The organism is Streptomyces sp. LZ34, assembly GCF_053890475.1.
Window position 1 is genome coordinate 4,128,858 of the sequence record NZ_CM132680.1, and the last position, 26,878, is coordinate 4,155,735.

General features: G+C 72.5%; 26 protein-coding genes, 2 pseudogenes and 1 riboswitch. Of the genes and pseudogenes, 4 read left to right on the forward strand and 24 right to left on the reverse strand.

All coding sequences use genetic code 11. From position 1 onward, the window contains the following. The first annotated feature begins 91 nt into the window (after nt 1–91). From ACWY4P_RS15970 to ACWY4P_RS15980, 3 genes are all read left to right on the forward strand, one after another. Complete coding sequence (locus ACWY4P_RS15970; protein WP_456211223.1) at nt 92–820, forward strand: ABC transporter ATP-binding protein; 729 nt, start codon at nt 92–94, stop codon at nt 818–820. Then, entirely contained in the window at nt 802–2,067 is a 1,266-nt protein-coding gene (locus ACWY4P_RS15975; protein ID WP_456211224.1) for a hypothetical protein, read from the forward strand. The genes ACWY4P_RS15970 and ACWY4P_RS15975 overlap by 19 nt, the downstream gene beginning before the upstream one ends. Nucleotides 2,068–2,316: 249 nt before the next feature. Further along, entirely contained in the window at nt 2,317–3,471 is a 1,155-nt protein-coding gene (locus ACWY4P_RS15980) for an LOG family protein (protein WP_456211225.1), read from the forward strand. On the opposite strand, the gene ACWY4P_RS15985 is transcribed toward ACWY4P_RS15980, so the two are convergent. The 10 genes from ACWY4P_RS15985 to rpsB form a co-directional block, all read right to left on the reverse strand. After that, nucleotides 3,428–4,003, reverse strand: a complete 576-nt coding sequence (locus tag ACWY4P_RS15985) for a hypothetical protein (protein WP_456211226.1) — start codon at nt 4,001–4,003, stop codon at nt 3,428–3,430. The two genes, ACWY4P_RS15980 and ACWY4P_RS15985, sit on opposite strands and share 44 nt — an antisense overlap. 88 nt (nt 4,004–4,091) lie before the next feature. Further along, nucleotides 4,092–5,123, reverse strand: coding sequence for an ABC transporter ATP-binding protein (locus tag ACWY4P_RS15990; RefSeq protein WP_456211227.1), 1,032 nt, complete (start codon nt 5,121–5,123; stop codon nt 4,092–4,094). After that, nucleotides 5,123–6,736: an ABC transporter permease gene (locus tag ACWY4P_RS15995; protein WP_456212937.1), complete on the reverse strand. Its 1,614-nt coding sequence runs from the start codon at nt 6,734–6,736 to the stop codon at nt 5,123–5,125. The genes ACWY4P_RS15990 and ACWY4P_RS15995 overlap by 1 nt, the downstream gene beginning before the upstream one ends. A 104-nt stretch (nt 6,737–6,840) precedes the next feature. Next, entirely contained in the window at nt 6,841–7,923 is a 1,083-nt protein-coding gene (locus ACWY4P_RS16000) for a thiamine ABC transporter substrate-binding protein (protein WP_456211228.1), read from the reverse strand. Beyond that, a riboswitch (TPP riboswitch) is annotated at nt 7,918–8,022 on the reverse strand. (Overlaps the previous gene by 6 nt.) Before the next feature lie 62 nt (nt 8,023–8,084). After that, nucleotides 8,085–9,191, reverse strand: coding sequence for a 23S rRNA (adenine(2503)-C(2))-methyltransferase RlmN (gene rlmN / locus ACWY4P_RS16005; RefSeq protein ID WP_353595324.1), 1,107 nt, complete (start codon nt 9,189–9,191; stop codon nt 8,085–8,087). Between the two features lie 81 nt (nt 9,192–9,272). Further along, nucleotides 9,273–10,505: a phosphatidate cytidylyltransferase gene (locus ACWY4P_RS16010; protein WP_456211229.1), complete on the reverse strand. Its 1,233-nt coding sequence runs from the start codon at nt 10,503–10,505 to the stop codon at nt 9,273–9,275. Then, nucleotides 10,505–11,062, reverse strand: coding sequence for a ribosome recycling factor (gene frr, locus ACWY4P_RS16015; RefSeq protein WP_456211230.1), 558 nt, complete (start codon nt 11,060–11,062; stop codon nt 10,505–10,507). Before frr ends, ACWY4P_RS16010 begins: the two co-directional genes overlap by 1 nt. A gap of 104 nt (nt 11,063–11,166) precedes the next feature. Beyond that, a complete protein-coding gene (gene pyrH, locus ACWY4P_RS16020) occupies nt 11,167–11,949 on the reverse strand; it encodes a UMP kinase (RefSeq protein ID WP_456211231.1) in 783 nt (260 codons plus the stop codon). Between the two features lie 169 nt (nt 11,950–12,118). Further along, nucleotides 12,119–12,955 (reverse strand): translation elongation factor Ts, encoded by an 837-nt coding sequence (gene tsf, locus ACWY4P_RS16025; protein WP_456211232.1) that lies wholly within the window; start codon nt 12,953–12,955, stop codon nt 12,119–12,121. Nucleotides 12,956–13,054: 99 nt separating this feature from the next. Further along, on the reverse strand, nt 13,055–13,987 hold the full coding sequence (gene rpsB / locus ACWY4P_RS16030; protein ID WP_456211233.1) for a 30S ribosomal protein S2: 933 nt from the start codon (nt 13,985–13,987) through the stop codon (nt 13,055–13,057). Nucleotides 13,988–14,323: 336 nt separating this feature from the next. On the opposite strand from rpsB, the gene ACWY4P_RS16035 reads away from it, so the two are divergent. After that, nucleotides 14,324–15,364 carry a murein hydrolase activator EnvC family protein gene (locus tag ACWY4P_RS16035; RefSeq protein ID WP_456211234.1) on the forward strand — a complete coding sequence of 347 codons (1,041 nt, stop codon included), beginning with the start codon at nt 14,324–14,326 and terminating at the stop codon, nt 15,362–15,364. On the opposite strand, the pseudogene ACWY4P_RS16040 reads toward ACWY4P_RS16035, so the two are convergent. The 14 genes and pseudogenes from ACWY4P_RS16040 to rimM all read right to left on the reverse strand — a co-directional run bounded on the left by ACWY4P_RS16040 (nt 15,336) and on the right by rimM (nt 26,852). Then, a pseudogene (locus tag ACWY4P_RS16040) lies at nt 15,336–15,889 on the reverse strand (TetR/AcrR family transcriptional regulator). The gene ACWY4P_RS16035 and the pseudogene ACWY4P_RS16040 overlap by 29 nt on opposite strands. A gap of 75 nt (nt 15,890–15,964) precedes the next feature. Further along, nucleotides 15,965–16,798, reverse strand: coding sequence for an RNA polymerase sigma factor WhiG (whiG, locus tag ACWY4P_RS16045; RefSeq protein ID WP_319693640.1), 834 nt, complete (start codon nt 16,796–16,798; stop codon nt 15,965–15,967). A 129-nt stretch (nt 16,799–16,927) separates the two neighbouring features. Then, nucleotides 16,928–18,178 carry a DNA-processing protein DprA gene (gene dprA, locus ACWY4P_RS16050; protein WP_456211235.1) on the reverse strand — a complete coding sequence of 417 codons (1,251 nt, stop codon included), beginning with the start codon at nt 18,176–18,178 and terminating at the stop codon, nt 16,928–16,930. Further along, nucleotides 18,178–19,803 (reverse strand): YifB family Mg chelatase-like AAA ATPase, encoded by a 1,626-nt coding sequence (locus ACWY4P_RS16055; protein WP_456211236.1) that lies wholly within the window; start codon nt 19,801–19,803, stop codon nt 18,178–18,180. Before ACWY4P_RS16055 ends, dprA begins: the two co-directional genes overlap by 1 nt. Then, nucleotides 19,803–20,162 carry a YraN family protein gene (locus ACWY4P_RS16060; protein ID WP_456211237.1) on the reverse strand — a complete coding sequence of 120 codons (360 nt, stop codon included), beginning with the start codon at nt 20,160–20,162 and terminating at the stop codon, nt 19,803–19,805. The genes ACWY4P_RS16055 and ACWY4P_RS16060 overlap by 1 nt, the downstream gene beginning before the upstream one ends. Before the next feature lie 83 nt (nt 20,163–20,245). Next, nucleotides 20,246–20,554, reverse strand: a complete 309-nt coding sequence (locus ACWY4P_RS16065; RefSeq protein WP_004944840.1) for a DUF2469 domain-containing protein — start codon at nt 20,552–20,554, stop codon at nt 20,246–20,248. A 39-nt stretch (nt 20,555–20,593) separates the two neighbouring features. Continuing rightward, nucleotides 20,594–21,109 (reverse strand): NUDIX hydrolase, encoded by a 516-nt coding sequence (locus ACWY4P_RS16070; RefSeq protein ID WP_456211238.1) that lies wholly within the window; start codon nt 21,107–21,109, stop codon nt 20,594–20,596. Further along, the gene (lepB, locus tag ACWY4P_RS16075) at nt 21,102–21,869 is read right to left on the reverse strand and encodes a signal peptidase I (protein WP_456211239.1); all 768 of its coding nucleotides are present in this window, start codon (nt 21,867–21,869) and stop codon (nt 21,102–21,104) included. The genes ACWY4P_RS16070 and lepB (ACWY4P_RS16075) overlap by 8 nt, the downstream gene beginning before the upstream one ends. Before the next feature lie 33 nt (nt 21,870–21,902). Further along, nucleotides 21,903–23,036 carry a signal peptidase I gene (gene lepB / locus ACWY4P_RS16080; RefSeq protein WP_456211240.1) on the reverse strand — a complete coding sequence of 378 codons (1,134 nt, stop codon included), beginning with the start codon at nt 23,034–23,036 and terminating at the stop codon, nt 21,903–21,905. Then, a pseudogene (gene lepB, locus ACWY4P_RS16085) lies at nt 22,957–24,066 on the reverse strand (signal peptidase I); the annotation flags it as partial. The gene lepB (ACWY4P_RS16080) and the pseudogene lepB (ACWY4P_RS16085), both read right to left, overlap by 80 nt. Continuing rightward, nucleotides 24,059–24,844 (reverse strand): signal peptidase I, encoded by a 786-nt coding sequence (gene lepB / locus ACWY4P_RS16090; RefSeq protein WP_456211241.1) that lies wholly within the window; start codon nt 24,842–24,844, stop codon nt 24,059–24,061. The pseudogene lepB (ACWY4P_RS16085) and the gene lepB (ACWY4P_RS16090), both read right to left, overlap by 8 nt. Before the next feature lie 62 nt (nt 24,845–24,906). Further along, nucleotides 24,907–25,257: a 50S ribosomal protein L19 gene (rplS, locus tag ACWY4P_RS16095; RefSeq protein WP_362200933.1), complete on the reverse strand. Its 351-nt coding sequence runs from the start codon at nt 25,255–25,257 to the stop codon at nt 24,907–24,909. Between the two features lie 129 nt (nt 25,258–25,386). Then, a complete protein-coding gene (trmD, locus tag ACWY4P_RS16100; protein WP_456211242.1) occupies nt 25,387–26,292 on the reverse strand; it encodes a tRNA (guanosine(37)-N1)-methyltransferase TrmD in 906 nt (301 codons plus the stop codon). Beyond that, a complete protein-coding gene (rimM, locus tag ACWY4P_RS16105; protein WP_456211243.1) occupies nt 26,292–26,852 on the reverse strand; it encodes a ribosome maturation factor RimM in 561 nt (186 codons plus the stop codon). The genes trmD and rimM overlap by 1 nt, the downstream gene beginning before the upstream one ends. Between the last annotated feature and the right edge of the window lie 26 nt (nt 26,853–26,878).

Genomic DNA, 26,878 nt, shown 5'->3' on the forward strand with positions numbered 1-26,878 from the left:
TCCTTACCGTGCCAGTGACCCATTGGCTCTGCGCTCGTTCACCCAACCGGGGGAACGCACGGACGACCGCAGCTGAGGCGAGGTGCTTCGTATGGTGGCTCCGCCGGACAACGACGTGCTCTGGGCACGCACCCTGACGTACGCCTACGGCGGGTCGCCCGCCCTCGCCGGCGTCTCCATCGGCGCCCGCGAGGGCGAGATCCTGGCCGTGACCGGTCCGCGCGGCTGCGGGAAGACCACCCTGCTCAAGTGCCTGTCGGGCCTGCTCGTCCCGGACCGCGGGGAGGTGTGGTTCAACAGCGCCCCCGTGCACACCCTCCCCCCGCTCGGCCGCGAACAGCTGCGCCGCGACCGCTTCGCGTGGATCGACACCGAGCCCCAGCTCATCCCCGAGCTCACGGCCTGGGAGAACGCCGCGCTGCCGCTGCTGCTGCGCGGCACCGGGCGACGCGAGGCCAAGAACGCCGGACACGAGTGGCTCGACCGGCTCGACATCGGCGACTGCGCCCGCCGGCGCCCCGCCGCGCTGCTCCAGGCGCAGCGCCAGCGCGTCGCGATCGCCCGCGCGCTGGCCTCCGCGCCCGCCGTGCTGTTCGCGGACGAACCCACCGCCCCGCTGCACCGTGCCGATCGCGCCCAGGTGCTGCGCACCCTGACCACGGCCGCCCGCTCGCACGGCATCACGGTGCTCCTGGCCACCCATGACGAGGAGGTGGCCACCCTCGCGGACCGCACCGTCGCGCTGCTGGACGGGCGCCGCGTGGGACCGGCCCACTCCCCCGAGGCGGAGGGCAGGTCCGCGTGCTCAGTCTCCGCCTAGCCCGCGGCGCCCGGCCCCTGGCGCTGCTGCGGCGGTCGCTGGTCGCCACCGCGGCGGCGGGCACGGGCTTTCTGCTGCTGTGCGCCCTGGGGTACGCGGCCGGGCACCCCGAGCAGACCGACGGAGCGGTCGTACGGCTGCTGTGGTGCGCGGTGCCGCTGGCCGCCACGGCACAGCTCGCGATCGCGGTGGCGCGCGCCGACCCGAGCGTCCCGTTCGGCCCGGTCTTCGCGGCGGCCGGCGGCGGCCCGGCCAGGTCGGCCCTGCTCGCGGCCGCCTCGGCCGCCCTGTCGTGCGCGCTGGGCTGTGCGCTGGCGCTGCTCGCCTTCCTGGAGTTGCGGGGCGATCTGGGCGGCTCGTGGCTGCTGTGGGCCGGCGTGGCGAGCGGCCCGCTCGGCGCCGGGCGTCCGCTGCCCGCCGCCGCCACGGTCACGCTGCTCGCCGTCGTACCGGCGGTGGCGGCCGCGGCCTGCGCGGCCCGTCTGTGGCCTCGGGGAGCGCAGCGGACGCGGGGGGCACGGGGAGCGCGGACTGGCGGCCGGGCGCGGGCGCGGGCGCGGGGCGCCGAGCGGGTCCCGCGCGGCGCCGCGCCACCGGACCTCGCGGCCCGGGGGCTGCCCTGGGGGATCGCGCTGACCGCGGCGGGGATCGCGCTGGAGGCGTATACAAACAACATGGACAACATGGACAGCGGCCCGCCCCCTCCGCCCGACGCGCTGCTGCCGCTCCCCGGCGGGCTCGGGGGCAGCCCGCCCGGCGTGGTGGGTGGCTGGGCGCTGACGGCGGTCGGGCTGGTGCTGGCCGGGCCCGGACTCACGCATCTGTGCGGCAGATTGCTGGCCGCCTGGCGCCCGGGCACGCTGCGGCTGCTGGCCGGGCGGGTGTTGCAGCAGGAAGCGGGGCGCCTGGGTCACTCGGTCGGCGTGCTGTGCGCCGTCGCCACCGGCGCGTACGCCGCGGTCGAGCTGTACGGCACCGGCGCCGGCCCGTCCGGGAACCGCCCCTTCGGCCCGCTCACCGGCCTGGGCGCGGCCCTGATCATGATGTGTGCCACCGCCTCGGCGCTCACGGCGGCGCTCGAAGCGAAGAGCGCGCGGGGCAGGACGACGGACGCCCTGCTGCGCCTGGGCGCGCCCTCGCGTCTGCTGCGGGGCGCCGCGGCCCTGCGCGGGCTGGCGCTGCTGGTCCTGCTGACGCCGCTGACCTGGGCGGTCGCGGAGCTGAGCACGCTTCCGTTCGATCGCTGACCCGGGGGCCGCCTGCGGGCCGCCGTCCGGGCGCCGTCCGGGCGCCGTCCGGGCCGGCCAGCACGCGGGCCGACTGCGGGCCGTACGGGACGCGCGCCGCCCGCCGCGTACGCGCAAGGCCGCCCAACGAGGCCGCCACGACGACGGCACACGGCCGGTCCCTGCCCGGTCCCTGCCCGGCCCCCGCCCACTCCCCCGCGCCCACCTGCGCGACAAGACCGCACGCACCGCCGCCAGTAGCATGTCGCCGTGCTGACCGACGACGCTTCCACCGCCGCCCAAGACCCGTGCCCCGACCGGGAGATCGAGTCCCTGCGGGAGTTCGACGAGGTCGTGGCGCGCGGCACCCTGGCCGGTTACCGCGTCCAGTCCGTCGACCTGACGGACCGTACGCGGGCGCTGCTCGACACGGACACCGCCGAGGCGGTCTTCCTCGGCTGCCCTATGGCGCCGGACGCCGCCGCCAAGGTGCGGGCCGGCGGCGCGCTGGTCTTCCCACCGGTGCCGGGTCTGCCGTTCGACCCTTACCGCGGCACCCTCTACTCGCCGCAGGAACTGTTCGAGGGGCTGGCGGAGCGGGGCTACGCGGGGACGCCGGACGCGCTGGCGTATGCCTGGTTCCAGCGCACCAAGGCCGACGGCGACATCTTCTCCTCGATGCTGCGCTCCATCCACGACGACGCCGTCTCCGACGCCCTCGACGAACTCCTCACCGGGGCCCGGGTGGTGGGCGTGATGGGCGGCCACGCCCTGGAGCGCGGCTCCGAGGGCTACGCGGGCGCGGCCCGGCTCGGGCGGGCGCTGGCGCGGTCCGGGCTCACGGTGGCCACGGGCGGCGGGCCGGGCGCGATGGAGGCGGCCAACCTGGGCGCGTACGCGGCCCCGTTCGCCGACGAGATGCTCGACGAGTCCCTCGAACTGCTCGCCAAGGCCCCCTCCTTCCGGCCGTCCGTCGGCGAGTGGGCCGAGGCGGCCTTCGCGGTGCGCGAGCGGTGGCCGGACGGCGGCGCGTCGGTCGGCATCCCCACCTGGTTCTACGGGCACGAACCGCCCAGCGCGTTCGCCTCGCACATCGCGAAGTACTTCGCCAACGCCACGCGCGAGGACGGCCTGCTGGCGCGGTCGAACGCGGGGGTGGTGTTCCTGCCGGGCGCCGCCGGGACCGTGCAGGAGATCTTCGACAACGCGACGCCGAACTACTACGAGTCGCGCGGCGAGCCGACGCCGATGGTGCTCGTGGACCGCGACCACTGGACGCGCCGCCTGCCGACCTGGCCGCTGCTGGAGGCGCTTGCCGAGGGCAGGCCCATGAAGGCCCGTATCGCGCTCGTGGACTCGGTGGACGAGGCTCCGGGCGCGCTCATGTCCCTGGCGGGGTTCCGGGCGGGGCCCCCGGCAGGCTGAGCGGCCGGGCCGGCGTCCGGTACGAGGCGTCCCAGCCCCACGGCGCGATCAGCCGGCGGCCATGGCGCGGGTGGCACGGCCGTCGACGACACGTCCGGTCGCGCCGTCCCGGACGGCGTACGGCGGCGGCCTCCAGGAAGACGATGCTCAGGGCCTCGACCTCCAGGCCGCCTTTACGGGTGCGGCACGGCATCGCGAAGTAGGGCGGCCGCGCGCGAAGACCACGGCGTCCCTGACACGCTGACGCGGCCCGCCACCGCGGTACGAAGAATCGCGCCATGAGCACCTTCCACGGGCGGCGGCCGCGCGCCCGGGCCGACTCCCCCGCCCACCCCTGGGCCACCGGAGCGGTGCCGACCGGCTGTGCGGCCGCGGCGCCGATGCCTGTCCCGCGGCACTCGTGGATGATCTGCGGCGGCCGCTGGGCGTGTTGCGGACTCCTCCCGGCGACTCCGGCGCGCCGCCCGGCGAGTGGGCGCCCATGTCCCCGCAGCCGACCCTGGACCACCTCGACGGACTGCTCGAGCAGCACCGGGCGGTGGGTGGGGCGCCGACGAACCCCATGGCGACAAGCCCCATGGCCACGACCCCTGTGCGGCGCGGTGACGCCCCCCGCGCGGTTACGAGCCCGCGCCCAGCACCACCACGTCGCCCGCGTCGAACGCGACGCCGACCCGCTCCCCCTCCTTCGGCGCGTCCCGCAGCGCGCACGCCGCCTCCAGGCGCGGCGCTCCCTGGGGCTGCAGGACGAGGGCCACGCGGTCGCCGCGGAAGGTGCGCGCCGTCACCGTGCAGGGCAGGCCCTGTTCGGGAGAGGTGAGCCGCACCCCGGCCGGGCGGACCAGCAGCCGGCACGGCCCCGGCGGGGTGGTGTCGGGCACGGGCAGCTCGCCCCAGCGGGTGTCGGCGCTCCCGCCGCGCACGGTGGCGTCAACCACGTTGTCGAAGCCGAGGAAGCGCGCGACGAACTCGGTGGCGGGCCGCTGCCACACCTCCAGCGGGGTGCCGGTCTGTGCGATGCGCCCGCCGTCCATCACCACCACCCGGTCCGCGAGCGCGAAGGCCTCCCCCTGGTCGTGGGTGACCGCGAGGACCGTGGTGCCCAGCTCGCCGAAGAGCTGGCGCAGTTCGACCACCAGCCGCTCCCGCAGCCCGCGGTCGAGCTGGCCCAGCGGCTCGTCCAGCATCAGCAGCTTGGGCCGTGGGGCCAGGGCGCGGGCCAGCGCGACCCGCTGCTGCTCGCCGCCGGACAGCGAGGCGACCGCGCGCCGCTGCGCGCCGGGCAGGCCGACCAGCTCCAGCAGCTCGGCGACCCGGCGCTCCGCCTCGGCGCGCGCCACCTTGCGCATCCGCAGCCCGAAGGCGACGTTCCCGCCCACGTCCCGCTGCGGGAAGAGCTGGTGGTCCTGGAACATCAGGCCCACGCCGCGCCGGTGGGTGGGCACCCCCGCCTGGTCCCGCCCGGCCAGCCACACGCGGCCGGTGTGGGCCCGCTCCAGGCCCGCCACCACGCGCAGCAGCGTCGACTTGCCGCCGCCGCTCGGCCCCAGCACCGACACCGTCTCGTGCTCGGCGACCTCGAGGTCCACGGTGTCCAGGGCCGCGCGCTCGCCGTAGCGGACGGTGACCTCGTCCAGTCGCAGCAGCGTCATCAGAACTCCCCCGAACGGTCGGTGCGGATGCGCTCCAGTACCAGCAGGGAGCCCGCGCACACCAGCATCAGAATCGTGCTCAGGGCCATGGCCTGGCCGTAGTTGAGCTGCCCGGCCCGGCCGAGGAAGCGGGCGACGGCCACCGGGAGGGTCGGGTGATCGGGCCGGGCGATGAAGACCGTCGCCCCGAACTCGCCGAGCGAGACGGCGAAGGCGAAGCCCGCCGCGACCCCGAGGGCCCGTGCGACCAGCGGCAGGTCCACCTCCCGCCAGGCCCGCAGCGGGGACGCGCCGAGCACGGCCGCCGCCTCCCGCAGCCGGTGGTCCACCGCGCGCAGCACGGGCAGCATGGTCCGTACGACGAAGGGCACGCCCACCAGGGCCTGCGCGAGCGGTACGAGGATCCATGAGGCGCGCAGGTCCAGCGGCGGCTCGTCCAGGGCGATGAGAAAACCGAAGCCGACGGTGACGGCGGAGGTGCCCAGCGGCAGCATCAGCAGCGCGTCGAACCCCCGCACCAGTCTGCCCGCTTTTCTGGTCAGCGCCGCGGCCGCCAGGCCGCCCACGACGACCGCGAAGGCGGTCGCCACGGCGGCGTAGCGCAGGGAGTTCCAGAGGGCGTCCATAGGGGCGACGAAAAACGTGCCGCCGCTGTCCGCCGCCGACTGCAAGGCGCGGTAGTAGCCGAGTCCGTAGCCGCCGGGGGCGTCCAGGGACCGCTCGACCAGGACTCCGAGCGGCAGCAGGATCAGCAGCGCCACCACGGCGAGCACGCCCCACAGCAGCGCCCACTGGGCCGCGCCCCGGGGGCGGCGCGCGGTCTGTTCGGGGGCGACCAGCTTCAGGGCGCCCTCGCGGCGCCGTACGGTCCACGCGTGCAGGGCCAGGACCGCGGCCACCGCCGCGAACTGGACCAGGGTCAGCACGGCGGCGGTCGGCAGGTCGAGGAGCTGGGCGGTCTCCCGGTAGATCGCGACCTCCAGGGTGGCGTACCGGGGGCCGCCGAGGATCTGGACGACGCCGAAGGAGGTGAAGGTGAACAGGAAGACCATCAGGGCGGCGGCGGCCACGGCGGGCGCCAGCGCCGGCAGCGTCACCCGCCGCCACGCGGCCAGGCGGCTCGCGCCGAGCACTCGCGCGGCCTCCTCCTGCCGCGGGTCGAGCTGGGCCCACAGCCCGCCGACGGTCCGTACCACCACCGCGTAGTTGAAGAAGACATGCGCGAGGAGGATCGCCCAGACGGTGGTGTCGAGCCGCACCCCCCACAGGCTGTCCAGCAGCCCGCCGCGGCCGAGCAGGGCCAGGAACGCCGAGCCCGCGACGACGGTCGGCAGGACGAAGGGGACGGTCACCACGGCGCGCAGCAGCCGCTTGCCGGGGAAGGCGAAGCGGGCGAAGACATACGCGCCGGGCAGCGCGACCGCCAGGGTCAGGGCGGTGGAGGCGACCGCCTGCCAGCCGGTGAACCACAGGATGTCCAGGACCGCCGGGTCGGTGAGCACCTCGCCGATGCGGCCCAGCCGCCACTGGCCGCGGTCGCGCAGTCCGCGGGCGACGATGGCGGCCACCGGGTAGACGAAGAACAGCGCGAAGAAGGCGGCGGGCACGGCCATCAGGGCCAGCCGCAGCGCCGCCCCGCGACGCGGATGCGCGCGCCGCCGCCCGGGGCGCTCCTCGGCCGGCCCGCCCGCCGTCTTCGCGGAGGGCTCGCGGCGCTTTACAGGACGAGCGAGGACCATGCCTTGACCCACTGGTCACGGTTCTTGGCGATCTTCCGGGGGTCCAGGGTGGCCGAGTCGGCGACCTTCACGCCGTACTTCGTGAACAGCTCGGGCAGCTTCGCATCCGCGCGGGCCGGGTTGACGTACATGTTGAGCGGCACGTCCTCCTGGAACCGCTTCGTCAGCAGAAAGTCCAGCAGCGCCTTGCCGCCCTTGGTGTTCGACGCGCCCTTCAGGAGTCCGGCGAATTCCACCTGCCGGAAACAGGTTCCCGTCGCGACCCCTGTAGGGGCCTGCGCGGGCCGCGGCTTGGCATCGACGACCTCGGCGGGCGGGCTGGAGGCGTACGAGACGACCAGCGGCCGGTCGCCCTTGGCGCCGCCCGCCGAGCCGGAGAAGCGGTCGTAGTACGCCTGCTCCCAGCCGTCGACGACCTCGACGCCGTTGGCCCTGAGCTTCTTCCAGTAGCCCTGCCAGCCGTCGTCGCCGTACCGGGCGGCCGTGCCCAGGAGGAACGCCAGGCCGGGAGAGGAGGTGGCCGCGTTCTCGGTGACCAGAAGGTTCTTGTAGGCGGGCTTGGTCAGGTCGTCGAAGGTCTTCGGCGGGGCCAGCTTCTTGTCGGCGAAGTACTCGCGGTCGTAGTTGACGCAGATGTCGCCGAAGTCGACCGGGGTCACGCGGTGCTCGGCCGCGTCGAGCTGGAGGGCCGCCGGGACCTTGTCCAGGCCCTTGGCCCGGTAGGGGGTGAACAGGTCGTTGTCGAGCGCGCGGGAGAGCAGGGTGTTGTCGACGCCGAAGAAGACGTCGCCCTGGGGGTGCGACTTGGAGAGTATCGCCTGGTTGACGGCCGCCCCGGCGTCGCCGCCGGCCACCACCTGCACCTTGTAACCGGTCTGCCGGGTGAACTCGTTCAGCACGGCCTTCGACGCGGCGAACGAGTCGTGCGAGACCAGCTTCACGGTCTTGGAGCCGGAGCCGCCGGAGGAGCCGGAGGAGTCCTCGCCGCAGGCGACGAGCGTGGTGAGGCCGAGCGAGCCGAAGAGGGCGGCGACGACGGCATGCCGAAGACGGCTGTTCATATGAGGCTGACTCCCTACGCCGGTATGACCCGGATCAGGTCCGAGGGTCTGCGGCCGGGCCGCACTCTCAGCGCTGTTCGCGCTCCCCTGTCGGAATGTTCACTTGTACGAGATGTTCATGTGTGTACGAGGTGGTGCCAGGGCACCGTATCAGCCGGCCCTCAGCGCTCGGCCGCCGCCAGCTGCCCGCACGCCCCGTCGATCTCCTGCCCCCGGGTGTCCCGGACGGTCACGGGCACGCCGTGTGCCTCCAGGGCGGCCACGAACGCCTTCTCGTCCTCGGGCCTGGACGCGGTCCACTTGGAGCCGGGCGTCGGGTTGAGCGGGATCAGGTTGACGTGCACCCGGCGGCCCTTCAGCAGCCGGCCCAGCAGGTCGGCCCGCCACGCCTGGTCGTTGATGTCCCTGATCAGGGCGTACTCGATGGAGACGCGACGGCCCGACTTCTCCGCGTACTCCCACGCCGCGTCCAGAACCTCGCGGACCTTCCAGCGGGTGTTGACCGGGACGAGCGTGTCGCGCAGCTCGTCGTCGGGCGCGTGCAGCGACACCGCGAGACGGCACTTGAAGCCCTCGTCGGCGAAGCGCAGCATCGCCGGGACCAGCCCGACGGTCGAGACGGTGATGCCGCGCTGGGACAGGCCGAGGCCGTCCGGCTCCGGGTCCGTCAGCCTGCGGATGGCGCCGACGACCCGGTTGTAGTTGGCGAGCGGCTCGCCCATGCCCATGAAGACGATGTTGGACAGCCGCGCCGGACCGCCCGGGATCTCTCCATCCCGCAGCGCCCGCATCCCGTCGACGATCTGGTGCACGATCTCGGCGGTGGACAGATTGCGGTCCAGGCCCGCCTGGCCGGTGGCGCAGAACGGGCAGTTCATGCCGCAGCCCGCCTGGGAGCTAATGCACATGGTGACCCGGTCCGGGTAGCGCATCAGCACGGACTCCACGAGCGTGCCGTCGAAGAGCCGCCACAGGGTCTTACGGGTGGTGTCGTCGTCACAGCTGATGTGGCGCACCACGCTCATCAGGTCCGGCAGCAGCCCGGCCGCCAGCTTCTCGCGCGCGGCGGCCGGGATGTCGGTCCACTGAGCCGGGTCGTGGCTGTAGCGGGCGAAGTAGTGGCGCGATACCTGGCCGGCGCGGAAGGGCTTCTCGCCGAGGGCGGCGACGGCCTCGCGGCGCTCGGCGGGCGAGAGGTCGGCGAGATGCCGCGGGGGCTTCTTGGCTCCGCGCGGCGCGACGAATGTGAGTTCTCCGGGCTTGGGCATGGTTCAACCAGTGTCGCAGACGTGCGTACGGCCTCGTGCCACGCGTGGCACGAGGCCGTACGGCCGGGGCGACGGGGCCGGTCAGCCACCGCCCACGAAGATCACCATCAGCAGCCAGACCACGGGCGCGGTGGGCAGCAGGGAGTCCAGCCGGTCCATGATCCCGCCGTGGCCGGGCAGCAGCTTGCCCATGTCCTTGATGCCCAGGTCGCGCTTGATCATGGACTCGCCGAGGTCACCGAGGGTCGCGCTGACCGCGACGGCGAGCCCGAGCAGCAGCCCCTGCCACCACGCGCCGCCCTTGATCAGATACTGCATGCACAGCGCGCCCGCGACCATCGCGAAGACAATCGCGCCCAGCAGCCCCTCCCTGGTCTTGCCGGGGCTGATGCGCGGCGCGAGCCTGTGGCGGCCGAAGCGCCAGCCGACCGCGTACGCGCCGGTGTCGCTGACCACGGTCAGCAGCAGAAAGACGAGCACCCGCCGCGGCCCGTCGTCGGCCGCGAGCATGAGCGCGACGAAGCTGGCCAGGAACGGCACGTAGAAGGCCGCGAAGACGCCGGCCGTGACATCCCTGAGGTAGTCCTCGGGCGGCTCGGTCATCCGCCAGACGAGCACCGCCAGGGCGGTCAGCGACACCGCCACCCACGCGCCCTCCGCACCGCGCACGTAACCGGCGACCACCATGGCGACGCCGCCCACGGCGAGCGGCACCAGCGGGACGCGGATGTCCTTGCGCTCGGCCAGCCGCGAGGTCAGCTCCCACAGGCCGACGACCACCGCGACCGCTATGACGCCGATGAACACCGGCTTGTAGATGAACAGCGAGGCGACGATGATCACGCCGAGACCGACGCCCACGCCTATCGCGGCGGGCAGATTACGGCCCGCGCTCTTCTTCTTGGCGCCGCCCGTCTCGTCGGCCCTCTCCTTCTGGTCGGCGCTGTCCGTCCCGCCGGGCTGAGCGGCGCTGTCGGAGGGCGTGGCGCCGGGGTGGTCCGGGGGCGTCGGCGGGTGCGCGGCGGGCTGCCGCGGCCCGCGCTCCGGCTCCCGGTCGTCGCGGAACAGGGGACCGCTCGGCCGAGCGGCCCCCCGATCACGGTCGGCGGCATCCCAAGGGTCTCCGCCTGCGTGGGGCACGGTGGGCATGGGCCGAGTCTGCGCCGCCTCGCCCACGTCGTGCGCGGGACCCGCCGAGGGCGAGGGCACCTTGCCGCGAAGCGAGGGAGAGGGCCCTTGTTGGGCCGGTGGCCCCTGCTGGGCCGGTCCCCAGAGGCGGGCGCTCGGCGGAGCCCCCCAGGATGAGTCGTTCATCAGACCTCGAGCAGCTCGGCTTCCTTGTGCTTGAGCAGCTCATCCACCTGCGCGACATACTTCGCGGTGGTGTCGTCGAGCTCCTTCTCGGCACGGCGGCCCTCGTCCTCCCCGACCTCGCCGTCCTTGATCAGCTTGTCGATGGACTCCTTGGCCTTGCGGCGGACGCTGCGGATCGAGATCTTCGCGTCCTCGCCCTTGCTCTTGGCGACCTTGATGAACTCCTTGCGGCGCTGTTCGGTGAGCTCGGGGAACACCACTCGGATGATGTTGCCGTCATTGCTCGGGTTGACGCCCAGATCGGAGTCGCGGATCGCCTGCTCGATGTTGCGCAGCGCGGTCTTGTCGAACGGGGTCACCACGGCCATGCGCGGTTCCGGCACCGAGAACGACGCCAGCTGGTTGATCGGCGTCATCGCTCCGTAGTAGTCCGCCACGATCTTGTTGAACATCGCCGGGTGCGCACGCCCGGTGCGGATCGCGGCGAAGTCCTCCTTGGCGACCACAACGGCCTTCTCCATCTTCTCCTCGGCCTCGAGGAGGATCTCTTCGATCACCACTTGCTCCTGGTGTTATCAGTAAGCAGAGCCTCGCCCCTGCGTGCGTCTTCTCCTGCACGGTGTCCGACCGGCAGGCCGTTGTCCATCCCCCGTATGAGCCCTCAGACCCGGGAGCCCTGGTCGCTCACGAGCGTGCCGATCTTCTCACCCTTCACCGCGCGCGCGATGTTCCCTTCGGCGAGAAGCTCGAACACGAGGATCGGCAGTTTGTTGTCCCGGCACAGCGTGACGGCGGTGGCGTCGGCCACCTTGAGGTCGCGGGTGATCACCTCGCCGTACTCCAGGGCGTCGAACTTCACCGCGTCCGGGTTCCGGGCGGGGTCGGAGTCGTACACCCCGTCCACCCCGTTCTTACCCATGAGCAGGGCCTCGGCATGGATCTCCAGGGCGCGCTGGGCCGCGGTGGTGTCGGTGGAGAAGTACGGCATGCCCATGCCCGCGCCGAAGATGACCACGCGCCCCTTTTCCAGATGGCGTACCGCGCGCAGCGGAATGTAGGGCTCCGCGACCTGGCCCATGGTGATGGCGGTCTGGACGCGGGAGTCGATGCCCTCCTTCTCCAGGAAGTCCTGGAGGGCGAGGCAGTTCATGACCGTGCCGAGCATGCCCATGTAGTCCGAGCGGGCCCGGTCCATGCCGCGCTGCTGCAGTTCGGCGCCGCGGAAGAAGTTGCCGCCACCGATGACGATGGCGATCTCGGCGCCGTCCCGGACGACCGCGGCGACCTCACGGGCGATGGCGTGCACGACGTCGGGGTCGACCCCGAGTCCGCCGCCTCCGGCGAAAGCCTCGCCGGAGAGCTTCAGCAGGAACCGACGGCGTTTGACCCTGCCCTGAGCGTTCTTCTCGTCGGCGGCCTGTCCGGCGCCCGCGCCCTGATTCATTGGAGATCTCCTCGTGCACATACGAAGAAGGCCACTGCCGGACGGGTCCTTGATCGACCTCTGCGGCAATGGCCTCCTCGTCACATCTGCGGCCGACCGGTTGACGGTTGGCTGCTTACGACCCTATCGGGGTCGCCGGTCATTCGCTGCTCGGCTCGGATGCCGACGCTCAGACGCCGACGCGGAAGCGCGCGAAGCGCTTGAGCGTGACACCGGCCTCGTCCAGGATCTTCTGGACGGACTTCTTGTTGTCCTTGGCGAACGGCTGGTCCACCAGGACATTCTCCTTGAAGAAGCCGGTGACGCGACCCTCGACGATCTTCGGCAGGGCGCCCTCGGGCTTGCCCTCCTCGCGAGCGGTGGCCTCGGCCACGCGGCGCTCGTTCTCGACCGTCTCGGCCGAGATCTCGTCACGGGTCAGGAACTTCGGCGCGAACGCGGCGATGTGCTGCGCGACGTCCTTGGCGACCGTGGCGTCTTCCTTGTCCAGCTCGACCAGCACACCGACCTGCGGCGGCAGGTCCGGGCTGGTGCGGTGCATGTACGCGGCGACGTAGCCGCCGGAGAACTGCGCGAAGCGGTCCAGGACGATCTTCTCGCCGAGGGTCGCGTTGGCCTCGTCGACATACGCCTGGACGGTCTTGCCGGCCTCGATCTCAGAGGCGAGCAGGGCCTCCAGGTCGGCCGGGGAGGTCTTGGCGACGTGGGCGGCGATGGCCTCGGCGACGGCCACGAACTTGTCGCCCTTGGCGACGAAGTCGGTCTCGCACTTCAGCTCGACCAGCACGCCGGAGGACTTGTCGTCCGAGATGATGGAGACGACGGCGCCGTTCTCGGCGCTGCGGCCCTCGCGCTTGGCCACACCCTTCTGGCCCTTGACGCGCAGGACCTCGACGGCCTTGTCGACCTGGCCCTCGGCCTCGTCCAGCGCCTTCTTGCAGTCCATCATGCCGGCGCCGGTGAGCTCACGGAGCTTCTTGACGTCAGCGGCGGTGAAGTTCGCCATGATCTGTGAATCTCTTCTCGAAAGTCGAAAGCTCTACGGGGGAACGGCGGGGGTGGCGCCCCAGGCACCATCCCCCGCCGTCACGCGTGGTCCGAGCGGTCAGGCCTGCTCGGCGTCCGCGGCCGGGGCCTCGGCCGACTGCTCGACCTCGGCCGACTGCTCGGCCTCAGCCGGCTGCTCAACCTCGGCCGGCTGCTCGACCTCGGCGGGCTGCTCGACCTCGGCCGGCTTGGCCGCCTCGGGCTCGTCGGCCTTCTTCTCACCCTCCAGCAGGTCGCGCTCCCACTCGGCGAGCGGCTCACCGGCGGCCTTGTCGGCCTTCTCGTCACCGGTGGCGACACCGGAGCGGGCGATGAGGCCCTCGGCGACCGCGTCGGCGATCACGCGGGTGAGCAGGGTGACCGAGCGGATCGCGTCGTCGTTGCCCGGGATCTTGTAGTCGACCTCGTCCGGGTCGCAGTTGGTGTCGAGGATCGCGACGACCGGGATGCGGAGCTTGCGCGCCTCACCGACGGCGATGTGCTCCTTCTTGGTGTCGACGATCCAGACGGCGCTCGGCACCTTCTGCATCTCGCGGATACCGCCGAGGGTCTTCTCCAGCTTGGCCTTCTCGCGCGAGAGGACCAGCAGCTCCTTCTTGGTGAGGCCGGAGGCGGCCACGTCCTCGAAGTCGATCTGCTCGAGCTCCTTGAGGCGCTGGAGGCGCTTGTACACGGTCGAGAAGTTGGTGAGCATGCCGCCCAGCCAGCGCTGGTTGACATACGGCATGCCGACGCGGGTCGCCTGCTCGGCGATCGCCTCCTGCGCCTGCTTCTTCGTGCCGACGAACATGATGGAACCGCCGTGGGCGACGGTCTCCTTGACGAACTCGTAGGCGCGGTCGATGTACGACAGCGACTGGAGCAGGTCGATGATGTAGATGCCGTTGCGCTCGGTGAAGATGAAACGCTTCATCTTCGGGTTCCAGCGGCGGGTCTGGTGCCCGAAGTGGACACCGCTCTCCAGCAGCTCCCGAATCGTGACGACGGCCATGGCCGTACTCCTTGAAGTGCTCGGTTCCACGGCGGCCGGGCGGCCGCCGCGCCTGACGCCCCGGCGCGTCTGCCACGGGCGGAGCCCTTGCGGAGGGCTCGTCCGAGGACCGAGGGACGCGGCCGCCGTACTGTCCGAGTGGATCGATGGGCGAATCGATGCCGATCGGGGTTCCGGCGGCGGGGCGTGCGAAGTCGATCCGGTGACCCGGATCGCCACAAGAAGTGTACGGGACCCGTGCGGTGCCGGGTGACGGCGATATCCACAACCCGTGAGTAGTCCCCAGATCGTGGCCATGATCCACGCGAATCGGGCGAGTCGCGTCACCGTGTTCCCATGCGACCGCACACCACCGCCCCGACCCCTGGCCCGACGGCCCCCGGCCCGCCTCCGCTGACCTTTCCGACGTTACTGACCTCGCTGACCTTGCCGTTCGTGGTCTTACTCGGCCTGATCCCGCTGCTGTCAGCCTGGCCGGCCACGGCGTCGGCCGGGGTGTCGAGCCCGGCCGGGGTGTCGAGCCCGGCCCCGGGGGCCTCGGCCCGTGACGGGCGGGCCTGGCCGGTGGGGTCCGAGGCGGGTGCGGGCAGACCGACGGTGCTGCGGGGCTTTGAGCCTCCACCCACCCCTTGGGCGGCGGGCCACCGCGGCGTGGATCTGGCGGCCCGCACCGGCCGGCCGGTGCGGGCGGCGGCCGCGGGCCGGGTGTCTTTCGCGGGCCCGGTCGCGGGCCGCGGGGTGCTCACCATCGAGCTCCCGGGCACCGGCCGCCCGCCGCTGCGCACGACATACGAGCCGGTGCGGGCCGTGGTGGCCAAGGGCGAGCGGGTGCGGGCCGGACAGGTGCTGGGCGTCCTGGGCACGGGCCCCTTCCACTGCCCGTCCGGCTGTCTGCACTGGGGGCTGCGCCGCGGGGCCCGCTATCTGGACCCGCTGTCGCTGCTCGCCCCGTCGATGCTGGGCCGCGGCCCTTCCCGACTGCTGCCGGTCTTCGGCGTCCCGGAGGGGCCGGGCACCCAGGAGCGAGCAGGTGTCCCCGAAGGGGCGGGCTTCCCGGAAGCGGGCGCCCTGGCGGGAGTAGACATCCCGGAGGAAGCGGGCGCCCCGAAGCGAGAAGGCGCCCCGGAGAGTGCAGGCGCCCCGAAGCGAGCGGGCGTCGCGGCGGCCGCGGGCGTCCCGGCCGCGCCGTATACGGCCGACGGCCGTGCGCCTTACGCCCTGGCGTCGCGCACCGCGGACCCCTCCGGTCCGGCGGGCCTGGCCCCGCCCGCCGTGCTGACCGTCGCGGCGGCCTGGGCCGGTGTGCGCCTGCGGCGCTCGCGGGCGATGGGCGCCGGCCGGGTGGCCGTCAGAGGCGTACCCCGTGCAGGGCCATGACGACGGCCGCTTCCGTGACGCCCCCGGGGTCCTCGGCGCCGAGCTCGATCCGGCGGACCGCGGCGTCCACGACGCCCTGCAACAGCACCGCGGTCAGCCGCGGCTGCTCATGGCCGAGCTCGCCGAGGGCCTGAACGACCATGGCGATCAGCCCACCGTGCGCGGCGCGGATCTTCTCGCGGGCGCCCGCGTCCAGCTCCCCGGCCGAGATCGCCACGACCGCCCGGTGGCGGCGGTCGCCGACCAGCGTCAGCTGCTGCCGCACATAGGCCTCGATCTTCGTCTCGGCGAGTCGGCCCGCTCCATGGCCGCCTCGACCTCGGCGGCCCAGACCGGGAAGTCCACCGCGCACAGCTCCTCGACCACGGCCGCGCGAGAGCGGAAGTACTCATAGACGGAGGACCGCGCGAGGCCCGTGCGCTCGGCGAGGGCGGGGAAGGTCAAGGCCTCCGTACCACCCTCGGACAGCAGGGAGCGGGCGGCGTCCAGCAGGGCGCCGCGCTGCATCGTCCGGTGCTCGGCCACTGAGGCCGCTCGAATCCTGGGCACGCCACCACTTTACGAAAGGCCCCGTGGTGGGAGCGATACCGGCGGGACGATTCAGCGTCCGACATCGGCGAGCTTGGCCCGCAGCTGGAGCACGGATTTGGTGTGGATCTGGCTGACCCGGCTCTCGGTGACCCCGAGGACCTGGCCGATCTCGGCCAGCGTGAGTCCCTCGTAGTAATAGAGGGTGACCACGGTCTTCTCCCGCTCGGGGAGCGTGTTGATGGCGCGGGCGAGCAGCCTGCGCAGCTCGCGGTCCTCGGCCACCTCCACGGGGTTGTCGGCGGCGGTGTCCTCCAGGGTGTCCATGAGACTGAGCCGCTCGCCGCCCTCCCCACCGACGTGCAGCAGGTCTTCGAGGGCAACCACATTGGCCAGCGACAACTGGCTGAAAACCCCGTGCAGTTCATCGAGGCCGATGTTCATCTCGGCGGCCACCTCGGCCTCCGAGGGGGTACGGCGCAGGGCCGCCTCCAGCGTGGCGTACGCCCGCTCGACCGCCCTGGCCTTCTGGCGGACCGAGCGCGGGATCCAGTCCAGCGCCCGCAGCTCGTCGATCATCGCGCCACGGATCCGGGTGATCGCGTAGGTCTCGAACTTGATGGCCCGCTCGGGGTCGAACTTCTCGATGGCGTCGATGAGTCCGAAGACGCCCGAGGAGACGAAGTCGGCCTGCTCGACATTGGGCGGCAGCCCGACGCTGACCCGACCCGCCACATACTTCACCAGCGGCGAGTAGTGGAGGATCAGCTGCTCCCGGAGCCGACCGTCGCCCGTGGACTTGTAGGACCGCCACAGCTCGTCGAGCGATGACGGGGCGGCGGGACGCACCGCGCCGCGGGCAGGGGTCGGCGCCGCGCGGTCAGACCCGGAGATGTGCTGGGGCATTCGTCGCCTTGTGCCGTTCTGCCATGACGTGGGTGAGGACGTGCGCTTCCGCCGGAAACCTAGTGAGCGTAGCGTGACTGAGCCGTCGCGGTATGCGAAGAGGGTCGGCTCGGCGGTGTGCGGATACGGTCATCGCCTCAACCCTTTCACCCGATTGCCCCAAATCTGGGGATCGCCTCGCCGTGTGACGTCGTTCCGCCGGGCCGTGGGAGCCAACTCCCAACGGTCGCCACGACGTTCGACAAAACCCAGGGCGAGCAGCTCATACAGCCGGCTCAACGCTTCCTCGCAGCTCGTCCCGGAGTCCCGGGCGACCTCGCGTCCATCGCTGCCGCCCTGTGCCGACAACGCTTCCAGAACGCGTGCCGTCACGGGATCGAGCAGGTCCCGCTCCACCAGCGGCCCCTGCCGGGCGGGCGCGAGCTCCCCGATGCCGCCGACCAACTCGGCCACTTCATCGGCGTCGGTGACCAGAACCGCCTCCCCGCGCAGCAGTTCATGGACCCCCGCGGAGAGCCCGCTGGTGACCGGGCCCGGCACTCCCATGGTGTACCGGCCGAGCTTCAGCGCCCGGCGCGCGGTGACCAGGGACCCGCTGCGGTACTGGGCCTCGACGACGACCGTGCCACGGGTGAGCGCGGCGATGACCCGGTTGCGCAGCACAAAGCGGCTGCGGGTCGGATGCGCGCCGGGCGGCAACTCCCCGAGCACCAGGCCCTGTTCCGCGATGCGCTCGATCAACTCGGCGTGGCCCCGGGGATAGGGGATGTCCACGCCGGAGGCGAGCACGGCGACGGTCGCCCCGGCAGCCGCCAGAGCCCCGCGGTGCGCGGCGCCGTCCACGCCGTGGGCCGCACCGGAGACCACCACCCAGCCCCGCTCGGCGAGCCCGGCACCCAGGGTCGCCGCGACATGCGCGCCGTAGTCACTGCAGGCCCGGGCGCCCACGACGGCGACGGAGCGCAGCGCCCACATCCGCAGCGAGGGCCGGCCGCGCACCCACAGCCCGAGCGGGCGGGAGTCGCCCAGGTCGTCGAGCTGACCGGGCCACTCCAGGTCACCGGGGCACACGAACCGTCCGCCGCGGGCGGCGGCGACGGCCAGGTCCCCGGCGGGGTCCAGCCGCTCGGCCCGCAGCCGGCACCCCGCGATGCGCTCCTCGCTCGCCCCGGGCGGCGGCTTTCCGGCCCCGCACAGCGCCCGCCGCAGCGCCACCGGGCCCAGCTCGCGCAGCCAGCGCCCCACCGTCTCGTCCCCGGGCTCCACCAGCCGGGTGAGCGCGGCCCGCGCCATGCGCTCCTCCTCCGCCACACCCCCGGTCCCGGCCTCACCGCGGCCGGGGCCCGACATGGGCCCGCCGCCCTCCGACGCACCGGCCATCAGAACCCCACCGCCCCGGCCGGGACGCCACGGCTGACGCCGGTGCGCAACTGCAGCGCCTGCGCCACGTCCTCGGCCTCCGGCCGGTCGTGGCCCGCCAGATCCGCCAGCGTCCAGGCGACCCGTAGCACGCGGTCGAGGCCACGGGCGGTGAGCAGCCCGCGCTCCATGTCGCGCTCGGCCTCGCGCAGCGCCCCGGGGCGCGCGTACCAGCGGGTGCGCAGCTCATGGCCCGGCACCTCACTGTTGGTGCGCCAGGGCGTGTCGGCGTAACGCGCGGCGGCGCGCTCCCGCGCCTCGCACACCCGGGCCGCGACGGCCGCGGTGCTCTCCCCGGCGCCCGGCGCGCCGGTCAGCTCGGCCCGGCTGACCGCCTCGACCCGGACCCGCAGGTCCACCCGGTCCAGCAGCGGCCCGGAGAGCCGCGCCTGGTAGCGGCGGACCATCGCGGGAGAGCAGTCGCAGCCGTCCCCGATGTACGAGTGGCGCCCGCAGGGGCACGGGTTGGCGGCCAGCAGGAGCAGAAAGCGCGCGGGCATGCGCACCATGCCGGCCGAGCGGGCCACCACCACATGGCCGGACTCCAGGGGCTGCCGCAGCGCGTCGAGCACCTGGGCGCTGAATTCGGGCGCCTCGTCCAAAAAGAGCACGCCCCGGTGCGCGAGCGAGACGGCGCCCGGCCTCGGCAGCCCGTTTCCCCCACCGACCAGGGCGGCCATGGTGGCCGAGTGGTGCGGTGCGCAATACGGCGGCGCGGCCACCAGTGGCTGGCCGGGCGGGAGAATCCCGGCCACCGAGTGGACGGCGGTCACCTCCAGGGACTCCCGCCGGGTGAGCGGGGGCAGCAGGCCGGGGAGCCGCTCGGCGAGCATGGTCTTGCCCGCGCCTGGCGGGCCGGCCAGGAAGAGATGGTGGCTCCCGGCCGCGGCGACCTCCAGGGCCTTGCGGGCGGCCCGCTGCCCGGCGACCTCGGCCAGGTCGGGGCGGCGGTCGGCGGCCGCCCCCGCACCGGCCGCCACGCCGACGCCCATGCCCGTGCCCGCCAGGCTCAGCCCGGCGAGCATCGGGTCGGGGCGGCCCTCCTCGGGCAGCTCCTCCTCTTCGGGCACCGGTGCGTCCGTCAACACGGCGATCAGCTGGCGCAGGGTCCGCACGCCGAGCACCGAGACATCCGGCACCAGGGACGCCTCGGCCGCCGTCTGCTCCGGGACGACCACCTGCCGGTATCCGGCCTCGGCGGCCGCGAGGACCGCGGGCAGCACCCCGCGCACCGGGCGGACCCGCCCGTCCAGTCCGAGCTCGCCGATCATCATCAGGTCGGCGATGGCCCGCGGGTCGACGCGCTCGGCGGCTCCGAGCACCGCGCAGGCCACGGCCAGGTCAAAGCCGCTGCCGCCCTTGGGGACGGACGCCGGGCTGAGCCCCACCGTGAGTTTTTTCTGCGGCCAGTCGGCGCCGGAGTTCACGACGGCCGCGCGGACCCGGTCCCGGCTCTCCACCAGGCTCTTGTCGGGCAGCCCGACCAGTGTGAAGGTGGCGACGCCCGGCTCCAGGTCGGCCTGGACCTCCACCACCACGCCCTCGACTCCGACCAGCGCGACCGAGCAGGTGCGGGCGAACCCCATCAGGCCACCCCCCGCACATGCTCGACCACCGGCGCGCCGCGCTCGGGCAGCACCACGCCGACCAGGTCGATCCGCACCCCGCCGGGCGGCGGGCCGCCATGCCGCTCCAGCCAGCGCTCGGCCAGCCGCCGCAGCCGGTCGGCCTTTCCGGGGGTGACGGCCGCCATCGGGTGTTCGTAACCGCCGACGCGGCGCGTCTTGACCTCGCACACCACCAGCGCCCCGGCGTCCAGGGCGACAATGTCGATCTCTCCGTCCCGGCACCGCCAGTTCCGCTCCAGGACGGTCATCCCGGCCTCCGACAGCCGGCGCACCGCCAGATCCTCGCCGTAGCGTCCGAGCGCTCCTCGGGCGTTCATTCGGCACCACCTCCGGCACCGACTGTGACGTCTCGGCGCCGGACTATTGGATCTTTGTGGACAACCGGCCGGTTGTGGACAACTCAGCCACTCGGGAGGTCGAGGTCGCTCTTGTTCAGCTCCTCGATGTTCACGTCCTTGAACGTCAGAACGCGCACCTGCTTCACGAAGCGGGCCGGTCGATACATGTCCCAGACCCAGGCGTCGGCCATGGAGACCTCGAAGAACACCTCACCCTGCACCGAGTGGACCTGCATCTCGTAGTCATTGGTGAGATAGAAACGCCGCTCAGTCTCGATCACGTATTTGAACAGACCGACGACATCGCGGTACTCCCGGTAGAGCTTCAGCTCCATCTCGGTCTCGTACTTCTCGAGGTCCTCGGCGCTCATGGCATGTTCCCCTTCAGCCGTGCGTCCCCCCATTGTGCGTCAGACGCGTTCAGTCTCCAGGATCACCGGCTCAGTCGGGGGTCCCTCGTCGAGCAGCCTACGCAACAGCTCCACGAGCCGTGACGGGTACACCGGCTCCCGCACCTCCGCCAGCTCCTCGACCGTCCACCACCGCAACCCCGTGACGCTGCGCCGCTCCAGCTCCGTCTGGCCGCCGGTCCACGTCGCGGTCCGCCGCGTACGCCCCAGGTAGTACCACTCGTCCTGGTCCCAGCGCCGCCCGTCGAACGGGAAGGAGCACACCCGCCGCCACAGCACGGGCCCCAGCTCCACCTCCGTGATCCCCGTCTCCTCCGCCAGCTCCCGGCGCGCCGCCTGCTCCCGGCTCTCGCCGTCCTCCAGCCCGCCGCCGGGGGTGAACCACCAGGCCGTCGACGGACTCTCGGGCTCGAAGCCGTGCAACAACAGAATCCGGTCCTGCGGGTCGAGCAGGACCACCCGCGCGACCTTCCGCAGGCCCTCGCCCCGGCCCTCCGCGCCGGTCCGCTCAGACACCGGTCGCCACCTCCGCTTTCTTCCCGCGCCGCTCCTCGCCCCGCTTGCCGCCGCGCCCCATCCGGCGCGCCAGCGGCCCGTACGCCGCACCGCCCAGGATGAGCACCGCGCCGACCACGGCGGAGATCAGGATGAGCCGCAGCGGCCCCGGCTGCGAGACGCCGCCCGGCAGCGCCTTGAAGGCTTCCGGCCGCCCCAGCATCGCCAGGTCCGGCGGCCAGGCCGTGGCGTCCACCCGGCCGCTCACCGCGCCGCGCCGGACGGCCCCGTCCGCGCCGTCGGACAGATGCACACGGGAGTCCAGGGAGTCGCTGCGGTGGTCGCCCAACAGGAACAGCTTCCCCTTGGGGACCGTCGCCGAGAACACGGTGGGCGAGGCCGGTCCCTTGGTGTGCAGATACGGTTCGTCGAGGGGCTTGCCGTTCAGCGTCAGTTTGCCCTGCTTGTCGCAGCACGCGACCGTGTCGCCGCCGACCCCGACGACCCGCTTCACCATCGGCAGATCGCCCCAGACCGAGTCCTTGAAGACGACCACGTCGCCACGGCGCACCTCGTCGCCGTCTATTCGCTGCGCCAGCACGCGGTCACCCCGGCCGATGGTCGGCGCCATCGAGTCGGTCGGGACCGTATACGGCTTGTAGAGGAGCGCCGCCCAGACGAACGACCCCAGGAACAGCACACAGCCGACGGCGACCGCCACCCCGGACAGGACGCTCCCAAGCCCCCTGCCGCCCCCTCCGACCTGCCGGGCTCCGCTCATTCCAGTGCTCCTGCCTCACGTAGCAGACATAGATCAGGTCCCGCGCGCCTTGCGGACGAGCCGCCGGCGGCGCCACAGCACGATCGGTACCGCGCCCGCGAACCCGAGCGCCGAGGGGGCCATCGAGGCCGCCGCGCTCAGCCCCGACTGATCGAAGGTGCCGGGGACGGAGAGGGTCGACCAGCGGTCGATCGGCCAGGCGACCACGATGGCCCGCCCGACGACCTTGTCCACCGAGACCGTGCCGTTGTCCAGATTCTGGTGGAAGCGGGAGTCCAGTGAGTCCTGACGGTGGTCGCCCATCACCCAGATCCGGCCCTTGGGCACCTTGATCGGGCCGAACGGCTTGTCGTCGCAGGGCGTGTTCCCGGGGAAGATGTACTTCTTCTCGTCCAGCGCCTTGCCGTTGACCTTGACCGGCCCGCCCTTCTGGCACTCGACCGTGTCCCCGCCCACCGCGATGACCCGCTTGATCAGGTCCTTCTCCTCCGCGGACGGCATCAGACCGATAAAGCTGAGCACCCGCTGGACGCCCTTGGCGAGCGGACCCGAGTCGGACTGCTGGGTCTCGCCGCCGAGCCAGCCGCCCGGGTCGTGGAAGACGACGACCTCACCGCGCTCCGGCTCGGCGCCGAACCACGGGGTCAGCTTGTCCACCAGCACCCGGTCGCCACGCTGCAGCGTGTTCTGCATCGAATCGGAGGGGATGGAGAACGCCTGGACCAGGAAGGTCTTGATCAGCAGGGCGAGCAGCAGCGCGATGCCGACGAGGATCGGCAGCTCTCTCCAGAACGAACGCGGCTTCTTGGCGCTGTCCCTGTCCTTGCCGTCCTTGCCGTCCTCGCTGCCCTTGTCCTCGCCGGGTTTGTCACCCGCCCGGCCCTCTGCGCCCGAGGGGTCTTCGGTGCCGGAGGAGTCCTCGGCGCCAGGGGGGTCCGAGGAATCCGGGGACCCCGAGGAGCCCGGCTTTCCGAGGGAGACGGGAGAGCCAGGGGAGCCGGGAGCGTCCGTGGCACCGGAGCCCCCCGGCGCCTCGGACGTCTCGGGGGCCCCGCCCGTAGGCGCACCGGCCGCGCGCGCCCCGTCCACGGGTGGCTCTTCGCTCCCCCCCGGCTGCCTTTCGGGCTCTTCGTGACCGGATCGAGCGCCGACCGCCAAATCCCCCACATTCACTCCTCACGCCGCGCTGCCGCCCACGCCACGAACGGCGCAGGCCCACCACTCCCATAACGAGCGGGAGTTCCGCAGGGGTCGGGAGCTGGACCAACCCTTGCTGATCCGAGGACAGCCTATGCGGCGAGCCGCGCGCCTGCGTCGCCCCGCCCGGCGCGTCCTTCACTGAGGCATATGTCTCAGGTTCTTCCAGGCCCCGCCAGTGGCCGAAGGGCCACGCGATCACCACGGCCCGGCCGACGACCAGGTCGGCCGAGACGGTTCCCTGATCGGGCTCGTCCAGATGGACCCGGGAGTCCGCCGAATTGGCCCGGTGGTCACCCATCACAAAGAGCCGCCCCTGAGGGACCGTCACCTTGAACCGGCGCTCCGAGGGCACATTACCCGGGTGCAGATACGGCTCGTCCAGCGGCGTGCCGTTGACCGTCACCCGGCCGTTCTGGTCACAGCAGGCCACCGTGTCGCCGCCGACCCCGACCACCCGCTTGATCAGATCCTGTTCGTTCGAGGACGGCAGCAGTCCGATCCAGGTCAGGAACTGCTTGGCCTGCTTGATGACGACCGGGTCCGCCTTCGGAGGCTTCCGCTCGTCCTCGAGCCAGCCTCCGGGGTCCTTGAACACCACCACATCGCCGCGCGACGGCTTCGAGCCGAACCACGGTGTGAGTTTGTCCACCAGAACCCGGTCGCCGATCCTGATCGTCTGCTCCATCGAGCCCGATGGGATCACAAACGCCTGGACCAGAAAGGTCTTGAGCACCAGGGCGATCACCAGCGCCACGCCGATCAGGATCGGGATCTCCTTCATGGCCGAACGGCGCCGTCTGCGCTTGATACGGCGCTGGACCTTGCGCCGCTCCGCGCGCCCGCCCAGACGCGGCCCCGTACGCGGCGCGTCCTCGCTGTGCACGGGGCCCGAGCCGGGGATGTAGCCAGGACGGCCGGGGCCGGAGCCGGGGCGGCCGGAGCCCAGGCGGCTGGAGCCGGGGCGGGTCCCGTGCCGGGACCGTCCGCGGTTACCCATGTGCGCCGCCCGGGACCGGGTCCGGTACGCGCCCGAAGGCCGCCGGGCGGTGCACTCCGCTCCAGCGGCCGACCGGCCAGCCGATCCAGTCGGCGCGCCCGATCACCTTGTCGACCGGGACCGTACCTCCGCCCGGTTCGCCGAGGTGGTCCCGTGAATCCCTGGAATCACCGCGGTGGTCTCCCATGACCCACAGCTTTCCCTCCGGCACCACGATGTCGAACGGGACCTGTGACGGGGCATCCCCCGGAAACAGGTAGTCCTCGTCCACCGGCCTCCCGTTCACCTCGATCCTCCCCCGCTTGTCGCAGCACCTGACCCGGTCACCACCCACACCCACGACACGCTTGATGTAGTCGGTCTCGGCCGGTTCGGCCAGCCCGACCGCCGCGGCCGCGCCCCGCAGCAGCGCCGCCACCGGATTCTGGGACGGCTCCTTCTGGACGAAGGACCCGGTCCCGTCGAACACGATGACGTCACCGCGGCGCGGCGTATCACCGAAACGGTACGCCAGCTTGTTCACCAGGACCCGGTCTCCGGGCCGAAACGTGTTCTCCATAGATCCGCTGGGGATCAGGAAAGGCTGCACGACGAAGGCGCTCAGCAGGAGGACGAAGACGACGCAGGCCGCCGCGAGGACGCCGGCCCGCCGCCAGGGCCCGCCCCCGGTCAGCCAACCGAGCCCCCGCCGCCTACGCGAAGAGCGCGACCGCTCCTCCGGTCCCTCGAGGGAGCGGGAGGAGCGATCGCGCTCCGAGAGCTGTGCGTCGGTCTCCATCGGGCCAGAGCCTATCCGGCCCGCCTGTGCCGTCCGGCAGTAGCTCAGTTGTCGCGCAAAACTCAGTTGTCGCGCTTTTCCTTGATCTTCGCGGCCTTGCCGCGGAGCTCACGCAGGTAGTACAGCTTGGCGCGGCGGACGTCACCGCGGGTGACAACCTCGATCTTCTCGACGATCGGGGTGTGCACCGGGAAGGTGCGCTCGACGCCGACGCTGAAGCTCACCTTGCGGACGGTGAAGCTCTCGCGCACGCCAGAGCCCTGGCGGCGGATGACGACGCCCTTGAACTGCTGGACACGAGAGCGGTTGCCCTCGATGACGCGGACGTGGACGTTGACCGTGTCGCCGGGGCGGAAGGTCGGGATGTCGCTGCGCAGCGACGCGGCGTCGACAGTGTCGAGCAGGTGAGACATGATCGTCTGCTTTCCTCGCTGATGCCACAGGTCATCAGCGGCATATCGGTGATGATTGGGAGTGCTGTCTGGTCGGGCGGGCGTCGATCCCCCTGTGGCAGGGGCGCACGCCGGACGTACAGCAGCGACCTATTCTTCCACGGCCGGACCCGGCCGCCCAAATCGGCCCCCCGGAAGCTCTTCCCAGCCCAGTTCCGCCAGGAGCTTCCGGTCGTACTTGTCCAGCGCCGCCGGATCACAGCGCTCTACGAGATCCGGCCGATTGCTGCTGGTACGGCGGAACGCCTCGTCCCTGCGCCAGCGCGCGATCTTGCCGTGGTGGCCGCTGAGCAGCACTTCCGGGATGCCACGGCCGCGCCACTGCGGCGGCTTGGTGTAGACGGGCCCCTCCAGCAGATCGGCCATCGTGCCGGGGGCGAAGGAGTCGTCGCGGTGCGACTCGGCGTTCCCCAGCACGCCGGGCAGCAGCCGGGCCACGGCCTCCGTGATCACCAGGACCGCGGCCTCCCCGCCGGCCAGCACATAGTCGCCGATGGAGATCTCGTACACATCCAGGCGCTCGGCGTACTCGTCGATCACCCGGCGGTCGATGCCCTCGTAACGTGCGGGGGTGAAGACCAGCCAGGGGCGCTCGGCGAGCTCGACGGCGAGGGCCTGGGTGAACGGGCGGCCGCTCGGGGTCGGCACGACCAGCGCGGGTAGCTTCGCCGCCCCGTCCCCGCCGTCCACCGACACGCCGTCCACCGGCTCGTCGGTCCCCGGCTCGTCGGTCCCCGGCTGGCCGATCGTCCCCGTACTCCCGGCCCCCGACTCGATGATCTCGTCCAGCGCCTCGCCCCACGGGTCGGGCTTCATGACCATGCCGGGACCGCCGCCGTACGGGGTGTCGTCGACGGTGTTGTGCCGGTCGTGCGTCCAGGTCCGCAGATCGTGGACGCGTACGTCCAGCTGTCCGCGGGCGCGCGCCTTGCCGACCAGCGAGACGTTGAGCGGCTCCAGATACTCCGGGAAGATCGTGACGACGTCGAGCCGCATCACGCGCCCCCGTGCTCCGCGCCGCCCTCGCCGCGGGCGACCTCTGCCTCGGTCTCGTCGAGCAGGCCGGGCGGCGGGTCGATGACGGCGCGCTGCGCCTCGAGGTCGATCTCCGGCACCACCTCGGAGACGAAGGGGACCATCGCCTCGCTGCCATCGGGCCGCCGGACGATCAGCAGGTCCTGGTACGGCAAATGGGAGATCTCCGCGATCCGGCCGATCTCCGTGCCGTCGACCGTGACCACGTCCAGGTCGATCAGCTGATGGTCGTAGTACTCATCGGGGTCCTCGGGGGTCTCCTCGGGGTCGACCTCCGCGATGAGCAGGGTGCCGCGCAGCGTCTCGGCGGCCGTACGGTCCGCGAACCCCGCGAAGCGCAGCAGCAGCCGGCCGCTGTGCACCCGGCCGGTCTCGATGGTCAGCGGCCCGGCCGAGGCGGGCTCGGTGTCCAGGACGGCACCCGGGGCGAGCCGCAGCTCCGGCTCGTCGGTGCGCACCTCGACGGTGACCTCGCCCTTGATGCCGTGGGCGCGGCCGATCCGCGCCACAACCAACTGCACTGTTCCCTGTTCCCTTCACACAGACG

Excerpts from the sequence above, each read along its gene's own strand:
- tsf (WP_456211232.1), bottom strand. The coding sequence starts at position 12,955 with ATGGCGAACTTCACCGCCGCTGACGTCAAGAAGCTCCGTGAGCTCACC.
- pyrH (WP_456211231.1), bottom strand. The coding sequence starts at position 11,949 with ATGAATCAGGGCGCGGGCGCCGGACAGGCCGCCGACGAGAAGAACGCT.
- ACWY4P_RS16010 (WP_456211229.1), bottom strand. The coding sequence starts at position 10,505 with ATGAACGACTCATCCTGGGGGGCTCCGCCGAGCGCCCGCCTCTGGGGA.
- ACWY4P_RS15970 (WP_456211223.1), top strand. The coding sequence starts at position 92 with ATGGTGGCTCCGCCGGACAACGACGTGCTCTGGGCACGCACCCTGACG.
- whiG (WP_319693640.1), bottom strand. The coding sequence starts at position 16,798 with ATGCCCCAGCACATCTCCGGGTCTGACCGCGCGGCGCCGACCCCTGCC.
- ACWY4P_RS16065 (WP_004944840.1), bottom strand. The coding sequence starts at position 20,554 with ATGAGCGCCGAGGACCTCGAGAAGTACGAGACCGAGATGGAGCTGAAG.
- ACWY4P_RS15995 (WP_456212937.1), bottom strand. The coding sequence starts at position 6,736 with ATGGCCGTGCCCGCCGCCTTCTTCGCGCTGTTCTTCGTCTACCCGGTG.
- ACWY4P_RS16000 (WP_456211228.1), bottom strand. The coding sequence starts at position 7,923 with ATGAACAGCCGTCTTCGGCATGCCGTCGTCGCCGCCCTCTTCGGCTCG.
- rlmN (WP_353595324.1), bottom strand. The coding sequence starts at position 9,191 with ATGCCCAAGCCCGGAGAACTCACATTCGTCGCGCCGCGCGGAGCCAAG.
- rplS (WP_362200933.1), bottom strand. The coding sequence starts at position 25,257 with ATGTCTCACCTGCTCGACACTGTCGACGCCGCGTCGCTGCGCAGCGAC.
- lepB (WP_456211241.1), bottom strand. The coding sequence starts at position 24,844 with ATGGAGACCGACGCACAGCTCTCGGAGCGCGATCGCTCCTCCCGCTCC.
- lepB (WP_456211239.1), bottom strand. The coding sequence starts at position 21,869 with ATGAGCGGAGCCCGGCAGGTCGGAGGGGGCGGCAGGGGGCTTGGGAGC.
- dprA (WP_456211235.1), bottom strand. The coding sequence starts at position 18,178 with ATGGCCGGTGCGTCGGAGGGCGGCGGGCCCATGTCGGGCCCCGGCCGC.
- rpsB (WP_456211233.1), bottom strand. The coding sequence starts at position 13,987 with ATGGCCGTCGTCACGATTCGGGAGCTGCTGGAGAGCGGTGTCCACTTC.
- ACWY4P_RS16035 (WP_456211234.1), top strand. The coding sequence starts at position 14,324 with ATGCGACCGCACACCACCGCCCCGACCCCTGGCCCGACGGCCCCCGGC.
- ACWY4P_RS16055 (WP_456211236.1), bottom strand. The coding sequence starts at position 19,803 with ATGGGGTTCGCCCGCACCTGCTCGGTCGCGCTGGTCGGAGTCGAGGGC.
- trmD (WP_456211242.1), bottom strand. The coding sequence starts at position 26,292 with ATGCGGCTCGACGTCGTCACGATCTTCCCGGAGTATCTGGAGCCGCTC.
- ACWY4P_RS15990 (WP_456211227.1), bottom strand. The coding sequence starts at position 5,123 with ATGACGCTGCTGCGACTGGACGAGGTCACCGTCCGCTACGGCGAGCGC.
- ACWY4P_RS16060 (WP_456211237.1), bottom strand. The coding sequence starts at position 20,162 with ATGAACGCCCGAGGAGCGCTCGGACGCTACGGCGAGGATCTGGCGGTG.